Origin of the sequence: Stenotrophomonas sp. GD04145 (assembly GCF_029835135.1) — a bacterium.
In the GTDB taxonomy this organism is placed as follows: domain Bacteria; phylum Pseudomonadota; class Gammaproteobacteria; order Xanthomonadales; family Xanthomonadaceae; genus Stenotrophomonas; species Stenotrophomonas maltophilia_P.
Map to the genome: position 1 here is coordinate 1 of NZ_JAODZG010000048.1, position 24,980 is coordinate 24,980.

Consider the following 24,980-nt stretch of genomic DNA (forward strand, 5'->3'; position numbering starts at 1 on the left):
CCGCGCGCAGCCGCTGCGACTGTTCCCGCCAGCCCGCCGACCCCTCCGCCATGGCGATGCGCCCGTCAGAGCGCAGCACGCGGTGCCAGGGCAGTGTCGGGTCATCGTTCTGGCCGAGAATGCGTGCCGTCAAGCGTGCCCGCCCCGGCAGGCCCGCGCGCATCGCCACCTGTCCATAGCCCATCACCTGTCCGGGCGGGATCGCGTGGATCACCGCCAGGATGCGCGCGCGCGCCTGGGCCGGCGTCAGCGGCGCAGACGCGTCACCAGCAGCACGCCGAGCAGGACCAGCACGGTGCCGGCGATCTGCGCCGGCCCCATCGGTTCGTCGAGCAGCCATAGGCTCATCACGATGGTGGAAACAGGCCCCAGCATACCGACCTGCGCTGCCAGCGAGGAACCCACGCGCTGCACCGCCAGCATGATCGCCAGCACCGGCAGCACGGTGCAGACCGTGGCGTTGACCAGCGACAGCCACTGCACCGGTGCAGGTGCCTGCCACAGCAGTGGCAGCGGATGGGTGATGGCGAAATGCAGCAGCACCAGACCGCTGGCCACGCAGCTGGCGTAGGCGGTCAGGCGCACCGCGCCGATCCGTGCCACCACCTGGCCGCTGCCGAACAGGTACAGCGCATAGCTGAGCGCGCTGCCCAGCACCAGCAGGCTGCCGACGATGATCTGCCCGCCCTCCCGCTGCAGATCGTGGCCGAACGCCAGCAACACCCCCAGGTAGCTCAGCACCAGCGCGGCGACCTGCCAGCGCCCTGGCCGCTGTCGCGCCAGCAGCACGTTGATCAGCAGCACCAGCGTCGGGTTGAGGTAGAGGATCAATCGTTCCAGCGTGACGCTGATGTACTGCAGACCCTGGAAATCCAGCAGGCTGGACAGGTAGTAGCCGGTGAACCCCAGCCACAGCACGCGCGCCCGGTCTGCCCATGACAGCGGCTCGACACGGCGCGAAGCCCACACCGCCATCAGTGCGAACAGGGGCAGTGCCATCAGCATGCGCAGCGCCAGCAGCGTGGTCGCATCGACACCGTGGCGCAGGCCGAGCTTGACGATCACCGCCTTGCCGGATGCGGCAACGGCGCCGATCGCCGCCAGGCCGATTCCCCCCAGGGCGATGCGTGGGGATGCGGTGGCGATGCGCGGGGAGGAGCTTGACATGGGAACAGCGGCGGGCCGCGCAGGGCGGCCCGGGGGTGCGTGTGGACGCCCATTGTCGCATGGCCCGACGCGGCAACCCCAGCGTCAGCGCATCAGCACCACTTCCTCTGCGGAGGTCGGGTGGATCGCCACCGTGTCATCGAACTGGGCCTTGGTCGCTCCCATCTTCACCGCCACCGCGAAGCCCTGCAGGATCTCGTCCGCGGCCTCGCCCAGCAGGTGCACTCCCACCACGCGCTCTTCCGGCCCGGCGCAGACCATCTTGAACAGGCTGCGCTGGGTACCGTTGGCCAGTGCCTGCAGCATCGGCCGGAAACGGCTGTGATAGACCGTCACCTGCTTGAAGCAGGCACGCGCCTCCTCCTCACCCATGCCAACCGCCCCCAGCGGCGGATGCGAAAACACCACGCTGGCCACATTCTCATAGTCCATCTTCGACTGTGGGCGGCCACCGAACAGACGGTCCATCAGCCGACGCGATGCAGCCACCGCCACCGGGGTCAGGCCCACCTTGCCCGCGATATCCCCCACGGCATGGATGCTGGGTACCGCCGTGGTCTGCCATTCATCCACCTGCACCTGCTCGTGCTCGCCGATGTCGATGCCCAGCGCCTCCAGGCCCAGGCCCCGGCTGTTGCCACGGCGGCCGGTGGCGAAGAACACCGCGTCGAACACGCTGTCCATGGGGCCATCATGGCCGAAGGCGCGGACGCGCTCACCGTCGCGCTGCAGTTCGCGCAGGCGGTAATCAAAGTAGATGCGCACGCCCTGCTGGCGGAGGTTTTCCGCCAGCTGATCGGTCAGCTCGTAGTCGAAGCGTTCCAGCAGGCGCTTGCCGCGTACCAGCAGGCTCACCCGGCTGCCCAGCGCCTGCAGCAGCCCGGCCAGCTCCACCGCGATGTAGCCGCCGCCGATGATCGCGACCTCGGCCGGGGCCGCACGCAACTCGAAGAAGTCGTCGGATACCAGGCCCAGCTCCGCGCCGGGGATGTCCGGACGCTGCGGGTGCGCTCCGGTGGCGATCAGGATGTGGTCGGCGGTGTAGCGCACCCCGTCGCTGCAGGCCACCGTGTGCGCGTCGAGCAGGTGGCCGCGCGCCGGGATGCGGACGACGCCGGTTTCATCCAGACGCTTGTGGTAGCTGGTATGGATGTTGCTGATGTAGGCCTGGCGATGGATCACCAGTTCCTTCCACGACAGTGCCGGTCGTGGCGGCACATCGAAGCCCATCGCGCTTGCCAGGCCGATACGCTCGTGCAGATCGGCGGCCAGCCACATCGCCTTCTTCGGTACGCAGCCAACATTGACGCAGGTCCCGCCCAGTTCGCCGGGTTCCAGCAGCGCCACGCGCTTGCCGTACTGCGCGGCGCGGATGGCGCCGGCCAGGCCGGCAGAGCCGCCGCCAAGGACGATCAGGTCGTAATCATGGGAAGCCGTGTTCATCGGAATCGCTCGGGTCGGTAAGGGGCAGGATCGATCGCTGGCGTGCGGCCACAGACGAGATCGGCGATCAGCTGGCCGGTGCCGGCGCTCATGCTGATGCCGAGCATGCCATGCCCTGCCGCAAGCCAGACGTGAGGATGGGCAGGCGCGCGGCCGATCAACGGTACATCGTCCACGCTCATCGGACGCCAGCCGCACCACTGCTCCTGCAGCTGCGCGCCACGAGGCATGCGCAGGTGGCGATCAGCGGCCAGCTGCAACGCCTGCAGGCGCTGCGCACGCAGCTGCGGGTCGGCACCGGCGAATTCCATCGTGCCCCCCAGTCGCAGCGCGTCGCGCCAGGCGATCACGAACACGGAGTGATCTTTCAGCACCGCCGGACGGGCCGGCACCAGCGGCGGGCGTGACCAGGTCAGCGAGTACCCCTTGCCGGGCTGGATCGGCACCCGCAGGTCGAGCAGCCGTGCCCATCGCGGCGACCACGGGCCGGTGGCCAGCACCAGTTCGCGCGCGCGCAGCGTGCGTCCGCCGGCCTGTACCCGGACCCCGTGTACGTCGCCGCTGAAACCCTGCATCTCGACCTGCTCGTCGATCTCGACGCCCTGCGCACGCAGTACCCGCGCCAGCTCCGCAGTGAAACGGTCCGGGCGCAGCTGGGCGTCGCCGGGGAAATGGATCGCACCGGCAAGCCGATCATGGAACGCCGGATTGTCGCGTGCGTAGTGGCCGCCATCGATGCAGCGGGTCGCAATGCCGTGCGCATCCAGCGCCTCGCACTGGGCGATATGCTGATCGAAGCTGCGTGCATCACCGAACACGTAATCCAGGCCGCGCGTCTCGAATTCACAGTCCAGCCCATGGGTTCCCACCCATTCGGCCAGGCGCACGCGGGAATCATTCAACAGCGCAGCGCGCGCGCGCGTGGCCTGCAGCCAATGCCGCGCATTGCAGCGCGCGCTGAACTGCAGCAGCCAGCGCCACAGCGCGGGATCGAGGCGGCTGCGCACATACAGCGGCGCACGTGGGTCGAGCATCCAGCGCAACGCACGCAGCGGCACACCCGGCGCGGCCAGGGGCGGTGCATGACTGGGCGTGACGGTGCCGCAGTTGCCGTACGACGTCGCTGCTCCCACGCGGCCACGATCGATCACCCGTACCTGCCGTCCCTGTCCGCACAACGCCAGCGCGGTCGCCAGGCCGATGGCACCGGCACCGATCACGATCACGTCATCGCGCGCCCCCTGCATCGCTCAGTCCCGTCCGGCCCCGCGGCGCATCGGCGGCCACTGGCGATAGGTCATCGCCCGCCACAGCCACTCCATCGGTCCGAAGCGGAAGCGGCGCAGCCAGGCATGGGAAAGCGCGACCTGCGCGGCGAACAGCAGCACAGCGAAGAGCAGCTGCACGCTGCGCGGCATCACGTCGAAATAGCCCAGGCCATGGTGGTAGAACACCCAGGTGCACAACAGCGACTGCCCCAGGTAGTGGGTCAGCGCCATCCGGCCGACCGGCGCCAGCCAGCCCAGCCGCGCGCGCCACTGCACGATCCAGGCGAGGTAGCCCAGGCACATCGGCAGCGCGCCGATCATCACCAGCGCCATCGCCGAGGTCACACCAAGGTCGTAGGCACCGGGTGCCAGGTAGGGTTTCCAGGCCACACCCAGCACGGTGACCAGCAGGCCCAGCGGCAAGGCGACCCAGCGCAGCGCCGCGAACAGGCGCGGATGGCGTTCCGGCGCGGCCAGCGCGCCACTGCCGGCCAGTCCACTGCCGATCAGGAACATGCCCAGTACCGCCGGGCCGGTGATCAGCAGCGCCCCCATCGACGAACCAAACTCATGCAGGCGCTGGATGCAGGCCTGGATCCAGTTGCCGTGTCCGTAGACCATGCGCTCCCGGGCGATGCTCTGCTGCGCGTCGACCAGCATCTGCTGCGCGTCCTGCGGCGTCGCCAGTGAAACCATGGCACCGAGCAGCAGCATCATCGCCGCGCCACCGAGGTAGACGATGACGCCCATCCACGGCAGCCAGCTGCGCGGTGCCTCGCGGCACGCCAGCAGGGGCAGCGACGCCAGCGCGTAGAGCACCAGGATGTCGCCGGACCAGACCAGCAGCGCGTGGCACAGGCCGATCAGCATGAGCCCGGCGCTGCGGCGCAGATAGAACGGAGTGAACTCGCGGCCGGCGGTCTCGGCGCGCTGTACCATCACTGCGAATCCGGCGCCGAACAGCAGCGAGAACAGGGTGAAGAACTTGCCCTGCACGAACACATAGACGAAGGCGTCGGCCCAGTAATCGATCCCCTGCCAACGCACGTCGATACCAGTGAATGCCAGGTCCAGCGGTCCGCTGAAGGCCTCCATGTTCATCAGCAGGATGCCCAGCAACGCGGCCCCGCGCAGTATGTCCAGCACGGCGATGCGGTCGCCGGAGGCGACCGGCTGCAGGGAAGACGAAGCGCTGTTCACAGGACATCCGGCGGGCAGGTCCTTCATTATGCAGCCCGCCTGCGCGCCGTGGACGAGCGCGCGGTGTTCCAGACATGCAACGGCCCGCCGAAGCGGGCCGTTGCTGCCGTCGCGATCGCAGGGCGATCAGTGCGCGTGACCGCCGTCGCCGTGAACGTGGCCGTGCTCGATCTCTTCCTTGCCGGCTTCGCGGACGTCGACGATTTCCACGTCGAAGTGCAGGTCCTTGCCGGCCATCGGATGGTTGAGATCGACGTCGACCACGCTCATGCCGACCTTCTGCACGGTCACCGCACGCGGGCCGAAGTTGGTCTGCAGCACGACCTGCTGGCCCGGCGCCAGCTTGGTATTGCCGAAGTGCTTCTTCGGCACGCGCTGGGACAGGCCTTCGCGGCGCTCGCCATAGGCGTCGGCCGCCGTGACGTCGACACTGAAGGTGGCGCCGGCTTCCTTGTCCATCATGGCGTTTTCCAGGCCCGGGATGATGTTGCCGTGACCGATCAGGATCGCCAGCGGCTCGCCGCGGTCCTTGGACGATTCGATCGGCTCCTGGCCGACTTCGGAAACGGTGTAGTGGAAGCGGACAACGCGGTCTTTTTCGATCTTCATGCGCGACTCTGTCTGGTTCTGCCGGAGGCAGACGGGTTGGGGCGGGTTGTCGCCCGGCGGGGACGCCGCCATCATGACGGCCAATCCAAGGTGGCGCATTATCCGGAGAACATGCACATCACGCCAGTTTCGTCCGGCCCGCGCCGGCTGTCCGCGCCCGCCCTGCTGCTGGTCCTGCCCCTGCTGCTGACCGCCTGCGGCGGCGGCAAGGCCACCCGGACGGCGGCGCCCCCGCCGTCGGCGCACTGGCCGGCGACCACCCCGGACAATCCCGAGGCCGCCAATTCAGTACTGATGCGTGCCATCAGCCTGGTCGGCACGCCCTACCGTTACGGCGGCAACACCCCCGAATCGGGCTTCGACTGCAGTGGCCTGGTCGCCTATGTCTACCGCGAGATGCTGGATCTGAAGCTGCCGCGCACCTCGCGCGACCTGGCCGCCGTACAGGGCCCGAGGATCGATCCGAAGCGTCTGGCCACGGGTGACCTGGTGTTCTTCGGCAGCCGCGGCAACGTCACCCATGTCGGCATCTATGTCGGCGAGGGGCGCTTCGTGCACGCCCCCAGCACCGGCGGCACGGTGCGCCTGGACTCGCTCAGCGGGCCCTACTGGAAGGACCACTACACAGGGGCCAAACGCGTCCTTCGCTAAAATGAACAGGCGACATGTTCAAAATTGAGAATTACGTCACAGTGGAAATAACGGTTTTATAACGGAATTTTTAACTTATCAGTGCTTTTACAGGGCATGATGCCCCATCGTTTTTTTTCTGTGACCGACGCGTGACGACTGACGACCTGACGTGCAAAGGCCAGACCGCCGCTTCCCCGCGTAGTGTCCGCCCTGTTCTTCTGGGCTTGGCACTGTGCCTGACCAGCCTCCCCGCCTGGTCGCAGACCGTTCCCTCACGCGCCGACGCTGCTCCGGTCCCGGCGACCGACAATGGCGTACGTGTGACGGGCAAGACCGACGCCGCGGCCCCCCAGCGCAGCCGCACCGATGCAGCCGCCAGTGCCACGCTGGCCGCCCTGCTGCCGCACCTGGCCGCCAACGACACCATTCCGCTGATGGACCGCTCGGCCATGGTCGCCGGCGATCTGAGCCGCCTGCTCGCCAACTACGACACCAGCAGCGCTGCCAATGGCAGCGTTGTCGGCAGCGCCGCCGACAATGGCAAGGTGCAGTCGCTGCTGCGGCGGGCGATGACCCTGCTCGGCACCCCCTATCGCTGGGGTGGCAGCAATCCGGACAGCGGCTTCGACTGCAGCGGCCTGGTCGGCTACGTCTTCCGTTCGGCGCTGGGCATCGAACTGCCGCGCGTCTCCCGCGAGATGGCACACGACAACAACGCCGAGCTGATCAACGACCGTGCCGCCCTGGCCGCGGGTGACCTGGTGTTCTTCGGTCGCAAGGGCCGGGTCGACCACGTCGGCATCTATGTGGGTGACGGCCGCTTCCTGCATGCCCCGAGCGCAGGCAAGGATGTCCGGGTGGACACCCTGCTCAGCGGCTACTGGGGCAACAAGTTCATGCAGGCGCGCCGCGTCGAGCTCTGACGCCGCCTTTCCAGGCACCGCCTGATAGCTGAAAGCCGCTGCCCTGCAGCGGCTTTTTCGTTGCCCGCGGAATGCCTGGGATGCGTCTTCCCTTCCCTGGCCCGGCGGGCACGCCCACAACGAAAAGGCCCGCCAGTCCGGCGGGCCTTCCATCTTCCGCATGACAGGCCGCTGCGCGGCGTCTCAGCTGCGTGGTGGCGTAGGGTCCGGGTCATCCACGCCCACGTTGCTGGACGGATTGTCGTACACCGACTGGTCGAGCAGGCCGGTCTCCTTGGCCACCAGCACCGGCACCAGCATCTGACCGGTCACGTTGGTCATGGTGCGCATCATGTCCAGGATACGGTCGATGGCATACAGGTAACCGATGGTCTCCAGCGGCAGATTGGCGGCACTGAGCACGACGGTGGCCATGATCACGGCCGTACCCGGCACACCGGCAGTACCGAAGCTGCCCAGCACCGAGGCGATCAGCACCACCACGTACTGCTCCGGCGTCAAAGGCACGCCGCTGTACTGGGCGATGAAGACCGCGCACAACGCGGGGTAGATCGCGCCGCAGCCGTCCATCTTGATGCTCGCACCCAGTGGCACCGCGAATGCACCGTAGTCCTTGTTGACGCCCAGGTTGTGGGTGATCGAACGCAGCGCCACCGGCATCGCGGCGAAGCTGGAGGAGCTGACGAAGGCGACCTGCATGCCTGGCGCCGCGCCGCGGAAGAACTTCAGCGGATTCAGGCCGTGCGCCAGCAGCAGCGCGCTGTAGACGACCACGATGTGCAACGCACAGGCCACGTACAGGGCCAGCACGAAATGCCCCAGCGGCAGCAGCTTTTCGAAACCGTAACTGCCCACCAGGCCGGCAATCAGGCCGAAGGTACCGATCGGGGTGACTTCCAGCACGAAGCGGGTCACCTGGATCATGATGTCGCTCATCTGGCCGACCAGCTTCCGCGCCTCGGTCACCTTCTCGCCCAGCTTGACGATGGCAAAGCCCACCAGGCCGGCGAAGAAGATCACCGGCAGGATCGAGCCCCTGCCAGCGGCCAGCACGGTCTCGCCGGCGGCATTGACCCGGGTGCCGATGCCGGACAGTGCATAGAAGACGTTGGCCGGCACCACATCCAGCAGCACCTGTACCACGCTGGGAACCTCGCGCGGTACATAGTTGCTGGCCATGGACAGCTGCAGGCCACCGGCACCGGGCTGCAGCACGGTGCCCACGCCCAGGCCCACGCACACCGCCAACGCCGCGGTGATCACGAACCACAGGAAGGTGCGGCCACTGAGCGCGGCAACCGACTTCTGGCCATGCAGTGACGAGATCGCGTTGATGACCGCGAAGAACACCAGCGGCACCGCGATCATCTTGATCAGGGTGACATACAGCTCACCGAGCGGACCGAACCACGTTTCCGCAGCGGGGCCGAGCGCCCAGCCGGCCAGCGCACCAAGCACGAAGCCGCCGACCACGCGCTGCCAGAATGGAATCCGCAGCCAGGCAGAGACCAGCGTCATAGGCAATCCAGAGGGGGAAGGAAGGGATGCTGGCACGATAGCCCAAGGCGGCCCGCAGAACGACCGTCCGCCCGGCAAATCAGTGTGTCATCGGCGTGCCTTGCGATGGCGGGCATAATGAACGTCCCGTTACAGTTTGTGAGATCCCAGCGTCCATGCGCCGTTCCGTCTCCCTGTTGGCCACGTGTGCCACCACCCTGCTGCTCGGCGCCTGCGCCAGCACCACCCCCGCTTCCGCGCCGGCAGGCCTGAAGGTCGCCGTCGAGCCGGTTGCACACCCGGCCGGCGAGACGCCGCAATGGTGGTACCGCAGCGGCGCCGCCCAGGCCGCCGCCAATGGCGCGATGGCCGGCAAGGCCCGGAATGTCATCCTGTTCCTCGGCGACGGCATGAGCCTGACCACCGTGGCCGCTGCGCGCATCTACGAAGGCCAGAAGAAGGGCGGATCGGGTGAAGAGAACCTGCTGTCCTGGGAACGCTTCCCCGCCACCGCGTTCAGCAAGACCTACAACACCGACTCGCAGACCCCTGATTCGGCGGGCACCATGACCGCCATCACCACCGGCGTGAAGACCCACATGGGCGCGATCGGTGTCAGCGCAGGCGCCCGCACCGATTGTGCCGACAGCCTGTCCAAGGGCCTGCTCACCTGGCTGCAGCTGGCCGACAGCGCCGGCCTGGCGACCGGCATCGTGTCCACCGCGCGCCTGACCCACGCCACCCCGGCGGCCACCTACGCGCACTCGCCGGAGCGCAACTGGGAGAATGACACCGATCTGACCGAAGCGGCCAAGGCCGCCGGCTGCAAGGACATCGCCCAGCAGCTGCTGTCCACGTCGCGCTATGGCCGCGGCCCGCTGGTCGCGCTCGGCGGTGGTCGCGGTGAATTCACCACCGTGGAAGAGCGCGATCCGGAATACGACGACAAGGTCGGCCAGCGCCTGGATGGCCGCAGCCTGGTACAGGAATGGCAGCAGGCGCATCCGCAGGGTGCCTACGTGTGGAACAGCAGGCAGCTGGCCGCCGCCGCAAATGCGCCGGCCATCCTCGGCCTGTTCGAGCCGGACCACATGCGCTACGAGTACGAGCGCCCACAGGATCCGGCCGGTGAGCCGAGCCTGGCCGAGCTGACTGCCGCTGCGATCACCAATCTGTCGCGCCATCAGGAAGGTTACGTGCTGATGATCGAAGGCGCTCGCATCGACCATGCCAACCACAGCGGCAATGCCTATCGCGCACTGACCGAAACCGTGGCGATGTCCGATGCGGTGCGGGTGGCGTCGGAAATGACGTCGGCCGACGACACGCTGATCATCGTCACCGCCGACCACTCGCACACCCTGAACTTCGTCGGCTACCCCGCACGCGGCAACCCGATCCTGGGCAAGGTGAAGGACAAGGGCGGTGAGGACGGCGCCGGCAAGCTGGACTACGCGCTGGACGGCAACGGCCAGCCTTACACCACCTTGAGCTACGCCAATGGACCGGGCCACACCGGCAGCACCAACCAGCAGCCGGCGGGCAGCAAGCGCTACCCGCACAACCCGAGCAGCTTCGAGCCGGCCAAGGGGCGTCCGGACCTGCATGATGTCGACACCGAGCATCCGGACTACATGCAGGAAGCGCTGGTGCCGATGAAGTCCGAATCGCATGGTGGCGAGGACGTCGGCATCTGGGCGCGCGGTCCCGGCAGCAAGGCGATCCGCGGCACGCTGGAGCAGAACACGATCTATCACATGATCGTGCAGGCAACGCCGGCGCTGCGCGATCGCCTGTGCCAGGCGGGCACCTGCGATGACAAGGGCGTACCGGTGCAGCTGCCGGCGCCCAAGGCCTTCGAACGCAGCGCCGACGGAAAGTAACGGCACGGCGGACGCAGTGTGCAGCCGGGCCATGCCCGGCTGCATCCCGCCCGTGAGTCGAAGGCGCGGCGCGACCCCGCCGATCACCCTACACTTCACCCGTGACTGCCTTCCCCGCCCTGGTTTCCCTCGATGCACCGCTGCTGGTCGGCTACAGCGGCGGCCTGGATTCGACCGTCCTGCTGCACTGGCTACGGCGCTGCACGCAGGCGGCCGGCGTGGGACTGCGCGCTGTACACGTACATCACGGGCTGCAGTCCGACGCCGATGCCTGGGTCCACCATTGCCAGCAGCAGTGCGCGGCCCTGGGAATCGAACTGGTCGTACACCGCGTGCAGGTCGAGACCGGCACCGGTCTGGGCCTGGAGGGTGCAGCCCGGCAGGCGCGTCGCGCTGCTTTCGTCGCCTCTCTGCGCGACGGAGAGACGCTGGCCCTGGCCCAGCATCAGGACGATCAGGCTGAAACTTTCCTGCTGCGCGCGTTGCGCGGTTCCGGTGTCGATGGCCTGGCGGCAATGAGCGGGGACAGCATGCTCGCCGGCCACCGGCTGTGGCGGCCGCTGCTGCAGGTCCCGCGCGACGCTCTGCATGACTATGCGCGGGCCCACGATCTGCACTGGATCGAAGACCCCAGCAACGACGACGCGTATGCCGACCGCAATTTCCTGCGCCTGCAGGTGCTGCCGCTGCTGCGCCAGCGCTGGCCGCACGCCGCAGCGGCCCTGGCCGGCAGTGCCGATCATTGCGCACGCACCCGCGGCCTTCTGCAGGAGGAGGACACTGAACTGCTCGCACACCTGGAGGCAGCCCCGCGCGTGCTGTCCTTGCAGCTGCTGCGGCAGGTCTCGCCGGAACGCGCCGCACGCGTCCTGCGCACCTGGGTGGCCAGCCATGGCGCGGCACCGCTGCCGGGGCGGGTGCTGCAGCAGATGCTCGAGGAAATGCTGCCCTCCGCTTGCGACCGGCAGGCGCAGGTGCGCTGGCAGGATCACGTCATCCAGCAATGGCGCGAGCATGCCTATCTGCTGCCGGCCGAGCTGCCTGCCCTGCCCCTGGACTGGCAGGAGGAGTGGGACGGCCGGGTGCCTCTGGCCTTGCCAGATGGCGGCCAGCTGCGCCTGCTGGGCGCCGCGATGTTCCAGCAGCCGATGCAGGTGCGTGCACGGCGTGGCGGCGAGCGCATCGTGCTGCCGGGACGCAGCCACGCACATGCCTTGAAGGACTGCCTGCAGCGTGAACATCTGGCCCCCTGGCGGCGCGCGCAGCTGCCGCTGCTGTTTGCTGACGGCAACCTGCTGGCCGCCGCCGATGTGGTGATCGCCGCACCGCTGCAGGCCTGGCTGCACGCTCACGACGCCCAGCTGCGGTGGCAGCCGGGTGGCTGGTGAATTGACCCCTGCGCGCGTGCCGTCCACACTTGCCGCATGGCCAAGAAGTCCCCCGAAAACGCCTCCCCTGTTGCCCAGTTCGAGCAGTCGCTCGAATCGCTGGAGCAGCTGGTGGAGCAGATGGAAACCGGCGAGCTGAGCCTGGAAGCGTCGCTCAGTGCTTACGAACGTGGCGTAGGCCTGTACCGCCAGTGCCAGCAGGCGCTGGAGCAGGCCGAACTGCGCGTCCGGCTGCTCAGCGATCCGGCACAGCCCGATACGGCAGAACCCTTCGATCCGCCCAGCCATGACGGCTGAGGCGGCGTTCGCGCGCTGGCGCGACCGGATCGAAAGCCTGCTCGATGCCGCCCTGCCCTCGCCGGCCGATGCACCGCAGCGGCTGCACCAGGCCATGCGCCATTCCGTCCTCGGCGGTGGCAAGCGCATGCGTCCGCTGCTGGTCTATGCCACTGGCCAGTTGTTCGGCGCTCAACCGGAAAGGCTCGACGCGGCCGCGATGGCGGTGGAACTGATCCATGCCTATTCGCTGGTGCACGACGACCTGCCGGCAATGGACGACGATGCCCTGCGCCGTGGCAAACCCACCACCCACATCGCCTTTGACGAAGCCACCGCGATCCTGGCCGGCGACGCCCTGCAGACCCGCGCCTTCAGCCTGCTGGCCGAGGCACCACTGCCGGCAACACTGCGCGTGGACTGCCTGCAGGCGCTGGCACACGCCTCCGGTGCCGCCGGCATGTGCGGCGGCCAGGCGCTGGATATCGATGCCACCGGACAGCAGCAGTCGCTGGCCGCGCTGACCCGGATGCATGCGCTCAAGACCGGCGCGCTGATCCGTGCCGCGGTACGTATGGGCGCATTGTGCGGCGATGCGCCGGAGCCGCAGCGGGTGCAGCTGGACGCATTCGCCGATGCACTCGGCCTGGCGTTCCAGGTCCGCGATGACATCCTCGATGTCGAAGCCAGCTCCGAGCAGCTGGGCAAGACGGCAGGCAAGGACCAGGCGCAGGACAAGAGTACCTTCCCCGCCCTGCTCGGCATGGAGGGAGCGAAGGCGCAGCTGCGCGAACTGGCGGCCCGCATGCAGGCTGCTCTGGCGGGCTACCACGAAGAGGCCGATGCGCTGCGCGCGCTGGCCAGGCTTGCGGTGGAGCGCGATCACTGACGTGGTGCGCAACGAAAACGCCCGGCAATGCCGGGCGTTTTCATGTCCGCATGCAGCCGGTCTTACTTGATCAGGCGCAATGCGAACGGGTAGCGATAGGCTTCGCCGTTGTTGGCCTTGACCGCGGCAATGATGCAGAACACCAGGCTGACCAGTCCGACGATCGGCATCAGGATCGCGCCGATGACCACGATGGTCAGGATGATGCAGACCACCATCGCGATGGCCACGGTGATCTGGAAGTTCAGCGCTTCCTTGGCCTGGTCGGTGACGAAGGACTTGCCGGCGTCGTCCTTGTTGATCAGCCAGATGATCAGCGCGCCGATGAAACCGGTGAAGATGCCCAGCAGGTGCGCGGCCAGGGCCATGGTGCGCTGGTCTGCCGGGACATCGGCGGTGACCGGCGGCGGCGGCGGGACGTTATCGAATTCACTCACGACAAAACTCCTTTTCATTGGGTGGTCTTGACCCACCGGCATCAGGCCGGTTGCGTCAGGCGGCCATAGCTTACGCCATCGACGCCATCAATCATTACCGGCGATGGTCATCCGCCCCACCAGGATCGAACCGGTCCGGATGTGCGAGCGCGGATCGACATCGCTGCCCACCGCTTCGATCGCCATGAACATCTCGCGCAGGTTGCCGGCAATGGTGATGCCGTCCACCGGGTACTGGATCTCCCCGTTCTCGACACGGAAGCCACCGGCCCCCCGCGAGTAGTCACCGGTCACGCCATTGACCCCCTGCCCCATCAGCTCGGTCACCAGCAGGCCGCTGCCCATCTGCCGGGCGATGTCTTCCAGCGACCCGGCGTTGGCCGCCAGCTGCAGGTTGTGCACGCCGCCGGCATTGGCCGTGGTCTGCAGGCCCAGCTTGCGGGCCGAGTAGCTGCCCAGTACGTAGCGCTGCAGCACACCATCGCGGACCAATGCCGACGCGCGGGTCGCCACGCCATCGCCGTCGAAGGCGGCCGAGCGCAGGCCACGGCGCAGATGCGGCAGCTCGTCGATCTGCATCCAGTCCGGGAACAGTCGCTGCCCGGCGCTGTCCAGCAGGAAGCTGGCCTGGCGGTAAAGCGCGCCACCGGACACGGCCGACAGCAGATGGCCCACCAGACTGCGCGCCACTTCCGGGGCGAACAGCACCGGCATGCTGCCCGTAGCCAGCGAGCGCGGTTGCAGGCGGGCGACGGTACGCGCGGCGGCCTGGCGGCCGACCTGGGCCGGATCTTCCAGGTCCTGCCTGGCCAGCGCACTGGTGTACCAGCCGTCGCGCTGCATGCCATCGCCCTGGCCGGCAATCAGCGCACAACCGATCGAATGGTGGGTGCCGCGCTCACGGCCAATGAAACCGTGCGAATTGGCGTACACCGACAGGCTCTGCGAGGTGGACACCGCCGCGCCATCGGAGTTGCGGATCTGCGCGTCGGCCTCGCGCCCGGCGGCCTCGCAGGCCAGCGCCAGGTCCACCGCCTCGTCGGCCTGCAGGGCCCAGGGATGCCAGCCGTCCAGGTCGGGAAAGTCTTTGGCCATCAGGCCGGCATCGGCCAGTCCGGCGGCCGGATCATCCTCGGTGTGGCGGGCGATCGCGCAGGCCTGCTCCACGGTGGCCGACAGGCTGGCCTCGTTCAGGTCGCCGGTGCTGGCGCTGCCCTTGCGCTGGCCGAAGTACACGGTCACGGCAATGCCGCGGTCGCGGGTGGACTGTACGGTTTCCACTTCGCCCAGGCGCACATTGACCTCCAGGCCGCGGTCCTCGCTGCAGCTGACCTCGGCCTGGCTGGCCCCCAGCGCACGGGCACGCTCGAGCAGCTGCTGGGAAAGGTCGGCCAGCCGTTCCAGGCGGGCCGGGCTGTCGTCGCCGACAACCACTTCAGGGGCGATCACGTTCAATGCTTTATCCTGTACAGGTTGGGCCCGGCATCACGCCGGGCGACTTTTTTGAAAGCAGGTGTGGACGATGCGCGGACGCGACGAAGAAACCGGTGAATTCCTTGACAAGAGCCGCAAGCAGAAGCGCGGCGAAGCCCTGGAAGTCCTGGCCCTGGGTGAGAAGCTGGTGTCGCTGACCCCGGCCCAGCTGGCGCGCCTGCCGATTCCGGAGGATCTGCTGCCGCATATCGCCGAGTGCAAGCGCATCACGGCCCACATCGCCCACAAGCGGCAGCTGGCGTTCCTGGCCAAGCACATGCGCCGCGAGGAAGACGAAACCCTGGAGGCGATCCGCGATGCGCTGGACGCCAACAGCGAAACCTCGCGCCGCGAAGTGGCGATGATGCACCGCGTGGAAGACTGGCGCGAGCGCCTGCTGGACGACGGCGACAAGGCGCTGGCCGCGCTGCTGGACGAGTATCCGCAGGCGGATCGCCAGCAGCTGCGCACGCTGGTGCGCAACGCCCAGGCCGAGAAGGCGAAGAACAAGCCGCCGCGCGCCTACCGCGAGATCTACCAGGTGCTGCGCGGGCTGATGCTGCCGGCCGCGCTTGGCCTGAAGGTCGCCACCGGCGACGACACCGGCGCCAATCTGGACGACGCGACCGACGAGGACTGAGTCCCCGCCGGCCGGGGCGCTGGCCGGGGCCGTTGCCATGTTCAGGCCTGGGTGCCGCCGACGGTCAGGCCCTCGATCAGCAGCGAGGGCTGGCCGACACCCACCGGCACGCTCTGCCCGTCCTTGCCGCAGATGCCCACGCCCTCGTCCAGGGCCAGGTCGTTGCCGACCATGCGCACCTTCTGCATGGTTTCCGGGCCGTTGCCGATCAGGGTCGCGCCCTTCACCGGCGTGGTGATGCGGCCATCCTCGATCAGATAGGCCTCGGTGGCCGAGAACACATACTTGCCACTGGTGATGTCGACCTGGCCACCGCCAAAGTTGACCGCGTACAGCCCCTTCTTCACCGAGCGGATCATCTCCTGCGGATCGTGCTGGCCGGCGCGCATGTAGGTATTGGTCATCCGCGGCATGGTCAGGTGCGCGAACGACTCGCGGCGCGCGTTGCCGGTCGGTGCCATGCCCATCAACCGTGCATTGAGGCTGTCCTGCATGTAGCCGACCAGGATGCCGTCCTCGATCAAGGTCGTGCACTGGGTCGGATGGCCTTCGTCATCAACGTTCAGCGAGCCGCGACGGCCGTCCAGGGTGCCGTCATCGACGATGGTCACCCCCGGGGCCGCCACGCGCTCGCCGATGCGACCGGCGTAGACGCTGGTGCCCTTGCGGTTGAAGTCGCCCTCCAGCCCATGGCCGACCGCTTCATGCAGCAGCACGCCAGGCCAGCCCGGGCCGAGCACCACCGGCATCACACCGGCCGGCGCCGGCACCGCGTCCAGGTTCACCAGCGCCTGGCGCAGCGCCTCGCGGGCGAACGCTTCCGGCCGGCCATCGGCGAACAGTTCTTCGTAGCCATAACGGCCACCACCGCCGGCATAGCCGGACTCGCGGCGACCGTTCTGCTCGACGATGACCTGCACGTTCAAGCGCACCAGGGGGCGGACGTCGGCACCCAGAACGCCGTCGCTGCGCGCGATGAGCACGGTGTCAACGCCACCGGACAGGCTGACCATCACCTGCTTCACCCGCGGATCGGCGGCACGCAGATAGCCATCCAGGCGCTTGAGCACTTCAACCTTGGCCTCGTTGCCGAGCCCATCGATCGGATCCAGCGCCGGATACAGCGCGCGTGCATTGCCGCGCAGCAGCGAGCGGCCCGCCTGGGCACCGCCCTCGCGCGAAATCGCGCGTGCCGACTGCGCCGCCGCCAGCAGCGCATCGGCATGGATGTCATCGGAATAGGCGAAGCCGGTTTTCTCGCCGGCAATGGCACGCACGCCGACCCCCTGCTCGATGGAATGGGCACCGTCCTTGACGATGCCGTCTTCCACGCTCCAGCTCTCACGCCGGGCGTGCTGGAAATAGAGGTCGCCGAAATCGACACCGGGGCCGAGCAGCTGGCCGAAGGTGCGCTCCAGTCCAGCGGTATCCAGGCCGCCGGGGCGCAGCAGGCGGTCTTGGGCAAGGGTCAGGGCGATATCAGTCATGGCTCTCGATCTGGGGATGCAGGGGCACTCAGGCAAGCCCCAGGGAATGGGAGGCCGCGCTCAGCGCGACCGCGGCAGGTCGGTCACGGCCGGTGGAAGGGTCGGCGCAGGTGCGGGAGCCGGCGGGGTCCGTTCGCGGCTGCGTTCGATCACCTCCACCTTCGGCTCCTTCCAGGGACCGGTCACCTTGTAGGTACGGGCGCCGATCTCACCCAGCGGCTTGGACAGCACCGCATTGGTCGCCGCCCCCAGCGCCGCCCCGACCGGGCCACCGGCCACTGCGCCGACCACGGTCAGCAGATTGCCGGCACGCGGATTGACGTCGATGGTCTGGTCGAACTGCTGCTGGCGCAGGTCGGCCTGACCGCGGATGGTGATGTTCGCCGCAGGCCCTTCGATCAGCACCTTGTCGGTGCGGGCCACGCCCTGGCCGAACTGCAGGCTGCCCTCGATCTGATTGAACGCGAAGCCCTTGGAGAAGAAATCACGGAAGTCGAACATCAGCCGCCGCGGCAGCTGGGCCACGCTGAGCAGACCCAGCACGCGACCGGCACCGGGGTCCAGTTCCAGCAGCTGACCGTTGCGCGCATGGATATCCAGCTGGCCCTGCAGATTGCCCAGCTGGAAGTCCGACGGCCCGCCATTCCACGACGCCTGCAGCTGCGCCTGGCCGGCGCCGCCACGCAGCTGGCCACCGTAGTCGAGATTCTGCATCAGCGCGCCGAGATCCTCGCTGCGCACCTGCGCGTTCAGCTCGGTGCGGGCGCCGCTGCTGCTGCCCAGCCAGCGGCCGGTGATGTCGATCTCCTGGTCGGGCGCGCGGAAGCGCAGGGTCTGCACCTCCAGGCCGTTGCCCCGCGGGCGGGTGCGCAGCACGGCCTGGCCGAGCGCCACCTTGCCGAACTTCAGGTCGGCGATGTCCAGCGCGAACGGCGGCAGTCTGGCCGGATCCATGTCGTTGGCGCCGGCCTGCGCCCGGGCCGGTGCCGCTGGCGCACCGGACGCGGCCGGCGGTGACTGCCAGTACACCCGGTCGAGCTGGCCACTGATGGTGCCGCCCTCGGCATTGGGCACGCTCAGGCGGCCAGCCAGCGAAGGGCCGTCCAGGCGCACATCCAGCGCCTGCGCGCCCGGGCGCAGTTGCAGGCGGGTCTGCTCGAACACCCCTCCGATCAGCATCAAGCGGCCGACCTGCACGTCGATCGCCCGCAACGGCATCGGATCGCCGTCGCCGTCTCCGCCGCGGGCCAGGCCGATCCACTCCAACGCGTCCAGGGTCGGGCTGTGACCGTTGACCGCCAGCCCGCTGGAAGGCGGCTCGCGGTCGACCTGGCCGCTGCCGAGGGTCACCTGCACGCCGGTCTGATTGTTATGGCTGCGCGCGGCCAGGGCCAGGCGCTGGCCAAACGCCACGTCGATGCGGCCATCCCCCATCGGCAGCTGCACAGTCACGGTGGTGGCCAGTGGCTCGTCGGCGGGCTTGTCCAGCGGGGCGGGAAGATCCAGGCGCGTGCCTGCCAGATCCGAGCGCAGGCGCAGTTCGCTGGGAGGAGCAGGCGCGCCTGGCGCGACCTTCGGCAGGTTGACGGCGATGGTCCAGGGCGAGGTACCGGTGATGTAGGGCTTGAGCCAGGCCATTTCCGGCGCGCGGTCAATCAGCACGCCTGCATCAAGGCGCGCCGAAAGCTCCGACTCGAAGGCCAGCTTCGGGTCACGCACGAACCCACCCGCGCGCAGGCTCAGTTGGCCGTCCTGGCCCAGATGGCGCACCGCCAGTTGCTCGGCGGCAAAACCACCGTTGCCGTAGCGGGCCAACCCACGCATGTTGTCGAATTCCAGCGCGAAGCGCTTCTCCACCAGCTTCACGCCGGCCAGATCGACCGTGCCCTGCAGGTGACCTCCCCCTTCGTCGGCATGCAGCGGCTGCAGCAGGTCGAAGGTCACCTGCGCCGGCCCGGCGGCGGTCAGGTTGTCCAGCGTCTCGCCGTATTCCTGGTGCAACGGGCTCTGCCGCAGCAGCGCCAGCAGCTTTCCGGCTTCGCTGCGGGTATCGGCACGCACGTACAGCGGCTGCTGGCCGAAATCCTTGATGCCGGCCTCGAAGTGCTGCACCGGCACGCCTGCCAGGTCACCGCGCCCCTGCATGTGGAAGCCAGGACCGATGAAGGCGATGTCGGCGTCAACCTGGCTCATCAGCGGCCAATCGCGCTGGAAGCGGATGTCGCCGCGGGTGATATGGCCGGTGGCCTCGAACCGCCCGTCGTTGTTGTCGAAGGGCCAGTCGTCGAGGTCACCGGTGACCAGGCCGATACCATCACGCACCTGGCCGCCGGCCAGCGCCATGTCCAGCCAGTCGGTGGCTCCCTTGCTCATCCTGGAATGGATCCAGAAGCGCTTGGCGGCCGTCATCGGTACATCGTCCAGCTTGGCCGCCAGCTGCAGCCACGGACGCGTGCCATTGCCCTGGAACCAGACACCACCGCGCAGATCGGCTGCGTAATCCGTGCCTTCCACACGCAGGGCGGCCGTGCCGATGCGCCAGCCGCCGCCTTCGTCGCGCCACCCCACCACCTGGCCTGCCAGGTGCAGGTCATGGCGCACGCCGAAGCCGGTCGGCCAATCGAACTGAAGCTCGCGCTGCGGCTGCAGCTGCAGGCGGAAGCCATCGGCGTCGCCTTCGAAATGGCCGCCCAGCCCTCGCAGGCCAGGTGCGTCACCGACGCTGGCAAAACCCAGCGACTGCAGCTCGCCCTGGGCCCACAGCGGACCGTTGCGCGTGCCGGCCAGCTGCAGTTCCCGCAGATCCAGCTGCGGCTTTGACAGGAACAGCCAGCGCCGCAGGCCAGGTTCCAGGCGGTCACTCAGCGCCAGCGCACGCAGCGCGGTGCCGGCCTGCACCGCCCCGCTGCGGATGCCCAGTTGCGTGCCGACCTGCAGTTGCAGTCCATCAAGCTGCTGCGCGCCGGTGTCGTCCACCAGCCGCAGGCGCGGTACCTGCATCGCCCATCCGTCCGCCTGCCGCTGCCAGCGCAGCAGCGCCTGCATGCGCTGCAACTGCAGCCGGGGCACTGCCAGCCCCGGCATCGGTGCGCCGTCGATGCGCAGATCCCGCAGATCCGAATCGGTGGTCAGCGCCACGGGGACGAAATCGCGCAGGGTCAGCCACACATTGAGTTCGCCGCGTCCTTCACGCAGGCGCACGCCCCCGGCCGCCAGCAACGGCGACCAGGCGCGGAAATCGATGGGATCGGCGCCCAGCCATGCCTCGCCGTCGCCACGCACACGGTCCACATCCAGCACGGCGGTCAGCGGCAGTGCGTCGGTCTGGGCCCACGCCCGCACGCCTACCCGCAGGCGGTCGCCGTTGACGCGCAGGCGCAGATCGACACGCGGCAATACGGTGTCGATGCCGAGTGCCGGGGCCTGCACGCCCAGCCGGCCGCCGATCACCTGCAGCTCGCCCAGCCGGCGCAGCGCCTCCAGCGGGTCACCACCGCTGCTGGGCTGCGGCAGGCCACGCACCGACCAGCGACCGTCCTCGCTCTGCTGCAGATCCAGGGCCAGGCCGCGCAGACGCAGCTCGGTCAACGAACGGCCCGGCAGCAGGCCGCTGTACATCGACACCAGGATTTCAGCCTCGCCGACCGCCAGGCCCTGCCCGGCGCCGATGCGCAGGCCCTTCAGCTGCAGCAGCGGGCCACGACGGGTCCACGCCGTGTCCAGCTGGTCGAAACGGACCGGCTGGCCTGCGCGCTCGCTCAACCAGGCGGCGATCCTGTCGGGGTGTCGCTCGGCCAGCGGCAGCAGCTGGCTGAAGGTGCCCACCAGCAGCGCCAGCCCGACCAGGGCCACCGCACAGGCAGCAATGAGATGACGGCGGATCCTTCGCAGTCGCAGGCGCGGCGGCGCGCTCATCGGCCGCCGCCGACCTTCGGCCGGCGTGGATCAGAGCAGCACAACATCGAACTGCTCCTGCAGGTACTGCTCATCCGCCTGGAAGCGGATGCTCTTGCCGAGGAACTCTTCCAGCTCGGCCACCGCCGCGGATTCCTCATCGGTGATGCGCGCCACCACCTTGGTCGACGCGATCACCAGCAGGCGCGCGGCATCGAACTGGCGCACCGCGCGGGTGATCTCGCGGAAGATCTCGTAGGTGACCGTTTCGGTGGTCTTGATGGTGCCGCGACCGCTGCACTGCGGGCAGGTCTCCGACAGCTGGCGCTCCAGGCTTTCGACCGTGCGCTTGCGGGTCATCTCCACCAGGCCCAGCGGCGAGAAGTCGTAGACCGTGGTCTTGGCATGGTCCCGCGCCAGCGCCTTTTCCAGGGTCCGCAGCACCTGGCGGCGGTGCTCGGCATCGTCCATGTCGATGAAGTCGATGATGATGATGCCGCCGAGATTGCGCAGGCGCAGCTGCCTGGCCACGGCCTGCGCCGCCTCCAGGTTGGTGCGGAACACCGTCTCCTCCAGGTTGCGCTGGCCCAGGAACGACCCGGTGTTGACGTCGATGGTGGTCATCGCTTCGGTCTGGTCGATCACCAGGTAGCCACCGGACTTCAGCGGCACCTGCTTGTCCAGCGCGCGGCCGATCTCGTCCTCCACGCCGAACATGTCGAAGATCGGGCGATCGCCGGAGTACAGCTCCAGCTTCTCGGCCAGCACCGGCATGTACTTGGCCACGAAAGCCTGCAGCTGCGCGAACGTTTCCTTGGAATCGACCTTCACCTTGTCCACGTCCTTGCGGATCAGGTCGCGCACCGAACGCAGCGGCAGGCTCAGGTCTTCATAGATCACGCTGCAGGGGGTGGCGTCGCGGCCGCGGCGCTCCACCACGTTCCAGACCCGCGACAGATAGGCGATGTCTTCGGCGATGGCTTCGGCCGGCTGCCCTTCGGCGTTGGTGCGCACGATGTAGCCGTAGCCGCCGTGCTGTGCCGACAACTCGGTCACCAGCGCCTTCAGGCGCGCGCGCTCGGCCTCGTCCTCGATGCGCGCGGAGACGCCCACCACTTTCGATTGCGGCAGCAGCACCATGTAGCGCGACGGGATGCTGATCTGCGTGGTCAGTCGCGCGCCCTTGGTCCCGATGGGATCCTTCACCACCTGCACCACGATGTCCTGGCCGTCGCGCAGCAGCTCGACGATCGGCACGCTGGCCGGTGGCGGCAGGGTGGTGTTCTCGGTGTCGGCACTGGCCACCGGCGCTGGCCGCACCACGTCGTTGGCATGCAGGAACGCAGCGCGCTCAAGGCCGACCTCGACGAAGGCGGCCTGCATGCCCGGCATCACCCGCTGCACCTTGCCCTTGTAGATGTTGCCGACCACACCCCGGCGCCAGCCGCGCTCGATGTGCAGTTCCTGCAGCATGCCATTCTCGATCACCGCGACCCGGGTCTCGCGTGGGGTCACATTGACCAGGATTTCCTCAGACATCTGCAGCCTCCCTGGCGGCGTTGGCAATGGGAGCCGGCACGCCGCAGCGCGCCAGCAGACGATCGGTGTGCAGCAGCGGCAGCCCCATCACACCGGAGTAGCTGCCGGACAGGTGTTCGATCCAGCGCTCGGCCCCACCCTGGATGGCGTAGGCCCCGGCCTTGTCCAGCGGCTCACCGGTGGCCACATAGGCGGCGATGTCGGCGGCGCCGATCGCAGCGAACGTGACCTCGGACACCACCAGTTCGCTGTCCAGCCCGGCCGCGCCGACCACCACCACGGCCGTCATCACCTGGTGCGTGCGTCCGGCCAGGCGCGTCAGCATTGCCCGGGCATCGGCGGCATCGACCGGCTTGCCGAACACCTCGCCATCAAGCACGACCTCGGTGTCCGAGCCCAGCACCCGTGCGTCCGGGTCATCGGCCAGCACCCGGGCCAACCCGGCGCGCGCCTTGTCGGCCGCAACCCGGCAGACGTACTGTTCGGCGCTTTCACTGGGCGCGCGCTGCTCGACAACCTCCAGGTCAAGCGCCTGGAAGGGGCGTCCGAGTCGGGCCAGCAGCTGGTTGCGTCGGGGGGAGCGGGAAGCAAGATAGAGCATCGGCACAGCATAACCTGAGGCCGCCGCCTGAATCGTCGGCAACCTGCTCCCGCGTGCCTTCAACCCCGAACGGACTCACAGCGCGTTCATCGCTACGACACCACCCTCACGCCACAACAAGGAGATCCCATGCGCCTGACCGCCTCCCCGCTGCTGCTTGCCCTGTCCCTCGCCCTTGGAGCCTCGATGTCCGCCCATGCCGCCCCGCCGCCGCCGATCGCCGCCCCGGCCGAGGGCACCCTGCTGAACATTTCGGCCAACGCCGAAGCGACCCGTGTGCCGGATGTGGCGACCCTGTCGGCCGGCGTGGTCACCCAGGCCGCCGACGGCAACAGCGCCATGCGCCAGAATGCGCAGCAGATGGACAAGGTGCTGGCCGCGATCAAGGCGGCCGGCATCGCCGAGCGCGATGTGCAGACCAGCGGCGTCAGCCTCAACCCGCAGTACCGCTATGCCGACAACGAAGCACCGAAGATCACCGGCTACCAGGCCAGCAACACCGTCAGCCTGAAGGTCCGCGACATCGCCAAGCTGGGCCGGGTGCTCGATGCGCTGGCCGCCCAGGGCGCCAACCAGATCAACGGCCCCAGCTTCGAGATCGACCAGCCGGAGCCGGTCTATGACGAAGCCCGCTTGGCCGCGCTGAAGAAGGCACAGGCGCGCGCCCAGACCTATGCCAAGTCGCTGGGCCTGCAGGTGCGCCGCATCGTCAGCATCTCTGAAAACAGCAACGGCGGCTTCCGCCCGGTGCCGATGATGCGGGCACAGATGGCCTCGGCCGCCATGGACAAGGCCACGCCGGTCGCGCCAGGCGAATCCACCGTTTCGGTCAACCTGGACGTGGTGTTCGAGCTGGGTCGCTGACGACCCGGCACGGCGGGGGCACTGTCCGCCGGACAGCGCCCTGCCCTGATCTGCTGCCCACGGGGCCGGATGCCTTTCCAGCGGAAATGTCTCCGGCCCCGTTGCGTAGATGAAGGCCAGTTCAACATCGCCTGACATGCCTCTAGGCAATGGCGGCCACAACGCGCTAATGCTTGGCTGCCAGCCGCGTGCGGCAAACCCCGATGGCGGCCCTGGTGCGTTGACGTCTTTCGACACTGGCACGGAGGTGGACCATGGTTCGTACGTATCCCGTTGCATCCGCGCACTTCGACCCCGCCCGCATCGCCGCCTGGAGCGCGGCCATCGCACTGCATCTGCTGGCGTTGCTGCTGCTGCTCATCCCCGCCACCTACCAGGCGGTACAGGCCCCGCGTGACACGACCACGGTCCGCTGGATCGAAAAGGTCGAGACACCGGAACCTCCGCCGATCCTGCCCACCGAACCCGAACAGGTGAAGGTCGCCCCCCGCTCCCAGGCGGTGCCGACCGCACCGGCGCTGCCAGCCCCCACCGCAACGGTCGAAGACACGCCGGGCATCGTCCTGCCGGCCGCCGAACCGACCGCGGTGATGGCGCCGCCGACGCCGGCGGCAGCTACGCCGCTGGCGGGAGCCCAGCTGCAGTACCGCAGTGCGCCGCCCCCGGCCTATCCCATCCCCGCGCTGCGCAACCGCGAACAGGGCACGGTCCTGCTGCGCGTGGAAGTGGACAGCAATGGCCAGCCTGTCGCGGTCAGCATCGAACGCAGCAGCGGTTCGCGCAGCCTGGACCAGGCCGCACGCCAGCAGGTGCTGCGCCACTGGCGGTTTGAGCCCGCCCAGCATGACGGCGTGGCGGTGCCTGCCATC

Annotated in this window: 22 protein-coding genes; 9 read left to right on the plus strand and 13 right to left on the minus strand. The window is 68.4% G+C overall.

Annotated features, from left to right (window positions below; translation table 11 throughout):
• From N7367_RS16585 to N7367_RS16610, 6 genes are all read right to left on the minus strand, one after another.
• On the minus strand, nucleotides 1-340 hold a 340-nt coding region (locus N7367_RS16585), incomplete at its 3' end, for an MGMT family protein (RefSeq protein WP_279942807.1).
• Nucleotides 247-1,167, minus strand: coding sequence for a DMT family transporter (locus N7367_RS16590; RefSeq protein ID WP_065181839.1), 921 nt, complete (start codon nucleotides 1,165-1,167; stop codon nucleotides 247-249). The genes N7367_RS16590 and N7367_RS16585, both read right to left, overlap by 94 nt.
• Nucleotides 1,168-1,251: 84 nt before the next feature.
• Nucleotides 1,252-2,610, minus strand: a complete 1,359-nt coding sequence (gene gorA / locus N7367_RS16595) for a glutathione-disulfide reductase (protein ID WP_065181838.1) — start codon at nucleotides 2,608-2,610, stop codon at nucleotides 1,252-1,254.
• Nucleotides 2,607-3,857 (minus strand): FAD-dependent oxidoreductase, encoded by a 1,251-nt coding sequence (locus tag N7367_RS16600; protein WP_065174883.1) that lies wholly within the window; start codon nucleotides 3,855-3,857, stop codon nucleotides 2,607-2,609. The genes gorA and N7367_RS16600 overlap by 4 nt, the downstream gene beginning before the upstream one ends.
• A gap of 3 nt (nucleotides 3,858-3,860) precedes the next feature.
• Complete coding sequence (locus N7367_RS16605; protein ID WP_279942808.1) at nucleotides 3,861-5,105, minus strand: DUF418 domain-containing protein; 1,245 nt, start codon at nucleotides 5,103-5,105, stop codon at nucleotides 3,861-3,863.
• A 99-nt stretch (nucleotides 5,106-5,204) separates the two neighbouring features.
• A complete protein-coding gene (locus N7367_RS16610; RefSeq protein WP_053516805.1) occupies nucleotides 5,205-5,687 on the minus strand; it encodes a peptidylprolyl isomerase in 483 nt (160 codons plus the stop codon).
• Nucleotides 5,688-5,798: 111 nt separating this feature from the next.
• Here N7367_RS16610 and N7367_RS16615 point away from each other — a divergent pair, with 111 nt between their 5' ends.
• Both N7367_RS16615 and N7367_RS16620 read left to right on the plus strand, forming a co-directional pair.
• Nucleotides 5,799-6,338 (plus strand): C40 family peptidase, encoded by a 540-nt coding sequence (locus tag N7367_RS16615; protein WP_263175212.1) that lies wholly within the window; start codon nucleotides 5,799-5,801, stop codon nucleotides 6,336-6,338.
• A gap of 200 nt (nucleotides 6,339-6,538) precedes the next feature.
• Nucleotides 6,539-7,243, plus strand: coding sequence for a C40 family peptidase (locus tag N7367_RS16620; RefSeq protein ID WP_229765799.1), 705 nt, complete (start codon nucleotides 6,539-6,541; stop codon nucleotides 7,241-7,243).
• A 183-nt stretch (nucleotides 7,244-7,426) separates the two neighbouring features.
• Here N7367_RS16620 and N7367_RS16625 read toward each other — a convergent pair whose 3' ends face one another.
• Complete coding sequence (locus tag N7367_RS16625) at nucleotides 7,427-8,761, minus strand: dicarboxylate/amino acid:cation symporter (RefSeq protein WP_065181834.1); 1,335 nt, start codon at nucleotides 8,759-8,761, stop codon at nucleotides 7,427-7,429.
• A 155-nt stretch (nucleotides 8,762-8,916) separates the two neighbouring features.
• Between N7367_RS16625 and N7367_RS16630 the strand changes: the two genes are divergently transcribed.
• The 4 genes from N7367_RS16630 to N7367_RS16645 all read left to right on the plus strand — a co-directional run bounded on the left by N7367_RS16630 (nucleotide 8,917) and on the right by N7367_RS16645 (nucleotide 13,176).
• The gene (locus tag N7367_RS16630; RefSeq protein ID WP_279942809.1) at nucleotides 8,917-10,623 is read left to right on the plus strand and encodes an alkaline phosphatase; all 1,707 of its coding nucleotides are present in this window, start codon (nucleotides 8,917-8,919) and stop codon (nucleotides 10,621-10,623) included.
• A gap of 101 nt (nucleotides 10,624-10,724) precedes the next feature.
• A complete protein-coding gene (gene tilS, locus N7367_RS16635; protein WP_279942810.1) occupies nucleotides 10,725-12,011 on the plus strand; it encodes a tRNA lysidine(34) synthetase TilS in 1,287 nt (428 codons plus the stop codon).
• A gap of 36 nt (nucleotides 12,012-12,047) precedes the next feature.
• Complete coding sequence (locus N7367_RS16640) at nucleotides 12,048-12,308, plus strand: exodeoxyribonuclease VII small subunit (RefSeq protein WP_065174877.1); 261 nt, start codon at nucleotides 12,048-12,050, stop codon at nucleotides 12,306-12,308.
• Complete coding sequence (locus N7367_RS16645) at nucleotides 12,298-13,176, plus strand: farnesyl diphosphate synthase (RefSeq protein ID WP_053516794.1); 879 nt, start codon at nucleotides 12,298-12,300, stop codon at nucleotides 13,174-13,176. Before N7367_RS16640 ends, N7367_RS16645 begins: the two co-directional genes overlap by 11 nt.
• Nucleotides 13,177-13,238: 62 nt before the next feature.
• Here the strand turns inward: N7367_RS16645 and N7367_RS16650 are convergent, their stop codons facing one another.
• Both N7367_RS16650 and pmbA read right to left on the minus strand, forming a co-directional pair.
• Nucleotides 13,239-13,613 (minus strand): DUF4870 domain-containing protein, encoded by a 375-nt coding sequence (locus tag N7367_RS16650; protein ID WP_053516791.1) that lies wholly within the window; start codon nucleotides 13,611-13,613, stop codon nucleotides 13,239-13,241.
• Between the two features lie 87 nt (nucleotides 13,614-13,700).
• Nucleotides 13,701-15,068, minus strand: a complete 1,368-nt coding sequence (gene pmbA / locus N7367_RS16655; RefSeq protein WP_279942811.1) for a metalloprotease PmbA — start codon at nucleotides 15,066-15,068, stop codon at nucleotides 13,701-13,703.
• 67 nt (nucleotides 15,069-15,135) lie between these two features.
• On the opposite strand from pmbA, the gene yjgA reads away from it, so the two are divergent.
• Entirely contained in the window at nucleotides 15,136-15,726 is a 591-nt protein-coding gene (gene yjgA, locus N7367_RS16660; RefSeq protein ID WP_279942812.1) for a ribosome biogenesis factor YjgA, read from the plus strand.
• A 41-nt stretch (nucleotides 15,727-15,767) separates the two neighbouring features.
• Here yjgA and tldD read toward each other — a convergent pair whose 3' ends face one another.
• From tldD to N7367_RS16680, 4 genes are read right to left on the minus strand one after another with little or no spacing between them, the layout of a single operon-like run.
• The gene (gene tldD / locus N7367_RS16665) at nucleotides 15,768-17,213 is read right to left on the minus strand and encodes a metalloprotease TldD (RefSeq protein WP_065174873.1); all 1,446 of its coding nucleotides are present in this window, start codon (nucleotides 17,211-17,213) and stop codon (nucleotides 15,768-15,770) included.
• 60 nt (nucleotides 17,214-17,273) lie between these two features.
• Nucleotides 17,274-21,128, minus strand: coding sequence for a YhdP family protein (locus N7367_RS16670; protein ID WP_279942813.1), 3,855 nt, complete (start codon nucleotides 21,126-21,128; stop codon nucleotides 17,274-17,276).
• 30 nt (nucleotides 21,129-21,158) lie between these two features.
• Nucleotides 21,159-22,646, minus strand: a complete 1,488-nt coding sequence (rng, locus tag N7367_RS16675) for a ribonuclease G (RefSeq protein WP_053516779.1) — start codon at nucleotides 22,644-22,646, stop codon at nucleotides 21,159-21,161.
• Nucleotides 22,639-23,247 carry a Maf family nucleotide pyrophosphatase gene (locus N7367_RS16680; RefSeq protein WP_065174871.1) on the minus strand — a complete coding sequence of 203 codons (609 nt, stop codon included), beginning with the start codon at nucleotides 23,245-23,247 and terminating at the stop codon, nucleotides 22,639-22,641. Before N7367_RS16680 ends, rng begins: the two co-directional genes overlap by 8 nt.
• Before the next feature lie 129 nt (nucleotides 23,248-23,376).
• Between N7367_RS16680 and N7367_RS16685 the strand changes: the two genes are divergently transcribed.
• Nucleotides 23,377-24,111 (plus strand): SIMPL domain-containing protein, encoded by a 735-nt coding sequence (locus tag N7367_RS16685; RefSeq protein WP_053516775.1) that lies wholly within the window; start codon nucleotides 23,377-23,379, stop codon nucleotides 24,109-24,111.
• A 254-nt stretch (nucleotides 24,112-24,365) separates the two neighbouring features.
• The coding region (locus N7367_RS16690; RefSeq protein WP_279942814.1) for a TonB family protein at nucleotides 24,366-24,980 on the plus strand (615 nt) is incomplete at its 3' end.

Bases quoted from the DNA above. Each gene is read 5' to 3' on its own strand.
- N7367_RS16640 (WP_065174877.1), top strand. From the start codon at position 12,048: ATGGCCAAGAAGTCCCCCGAAAACGCCTCCCCTGTTGCCCAGTTCGAG.
- gorA (WP_065181838.1), bottom strand. From the start codon at position 2,610: ATGAACACGGCTTCCCATGATTACGACCTGATCGTCCTTGGCGGCGGC.
- N7367_RS16605 (WP_279942808.1), bottom strand. From the start codon at position 5,105: ATGAAGGACCTGCCCGCCGGATGTCCTGTGAACAGCGCTTCGTCTTCC.
- N7367_RS16625 (WP_065181834.1), bottom strand. From the start codon at position 8,761: ATGACGCTGGTCTCTGCCTGGCTGCGGATTCCATTCTGGCAGCGCGTG.
- N7367_RS16645 (WP_053516794.1), top strand. From the start codon at position 12,298: ATGACGGCTGAGGCGGCGTTCGCGCGCTGGCGCGACCGGATCGAAAGC.
- N7367_RS16680 (WP_065174871.1), bottom strand. From the start codon at position 23,247: ATGCTCTATCTTGCTTCCCGCTCCCCCCGACGCAACCAGCTGCTGGCC.
- N7367_RS16630 (WP_279942809.1), top strand. From the start codon at position 8,917: ATGCGCCGTTCCGTCTCCCTGTTGGCCACGTGTGCCACCACCCTGCTG.
- N7367_RS16610 (WP_053516805.1), bottom strand. From the start codon at position 5,687: ATGAAGATCGAAAAAGACCGCGTTGTCCGCTTCCACTACACCGTTTCC.
- tldD (WP_065174873.1), bottom strand. From the start codon at position 17,213: ATGACTGATATCGCCCTGACCCTTGCCCAAGACCGCCTGCTGCGCCCC.
- N7367_RS16590 (WP_065181839.1), bottom strand. From the start codon at position 1,167: ATGTCAAGCTCCTCCCCGCGCATCGCCACCGCATCCCCACGCATCGCC.
- N7367_RS16600 (WP_065174883.1), bottom strand. From the start codon at position 3,857: ATGCAGGGGGCGCGCGATGACGTGATCGTGATCGGTGCCGGTGCCATC.
- rng (WP_053516779.1), bottom strand. From the start codon at position 22,646: ATGTCTGAGGAAATCCTGGTCAATGTGACCCCACGCGAGACCCGGGTC.
- N7367_RS16615 (WP_263175212.1), top strand. From the start codon at position 5,799: ATGCACATCACGCCAGTTTCGTCCGGCCCGCGCCGGCTGTCCGCGCCC.
- yjgA (WP_279942812.1), top strand. From the start codon at position 15,136: ATGCGCGGACGCGACGAAGAAACCGGTGAATTCCTTGACAAGAGCCGC.
- N7367_RS16670 (WP_279942813.1), bottom strand. From the start codon at position 21,128: ATGAGCGCGCCGCCGCGCCTGCGACTGCGAAGGATCCGCCGTCATCTC.
- N7367_RS16685 (WP_053516775.1), top strand. From the start codon at position 23,377: ATGCGCCTGACCGCCTCCCCGCTGCTGCTTGCCCTGTCCCTCGCCCTT.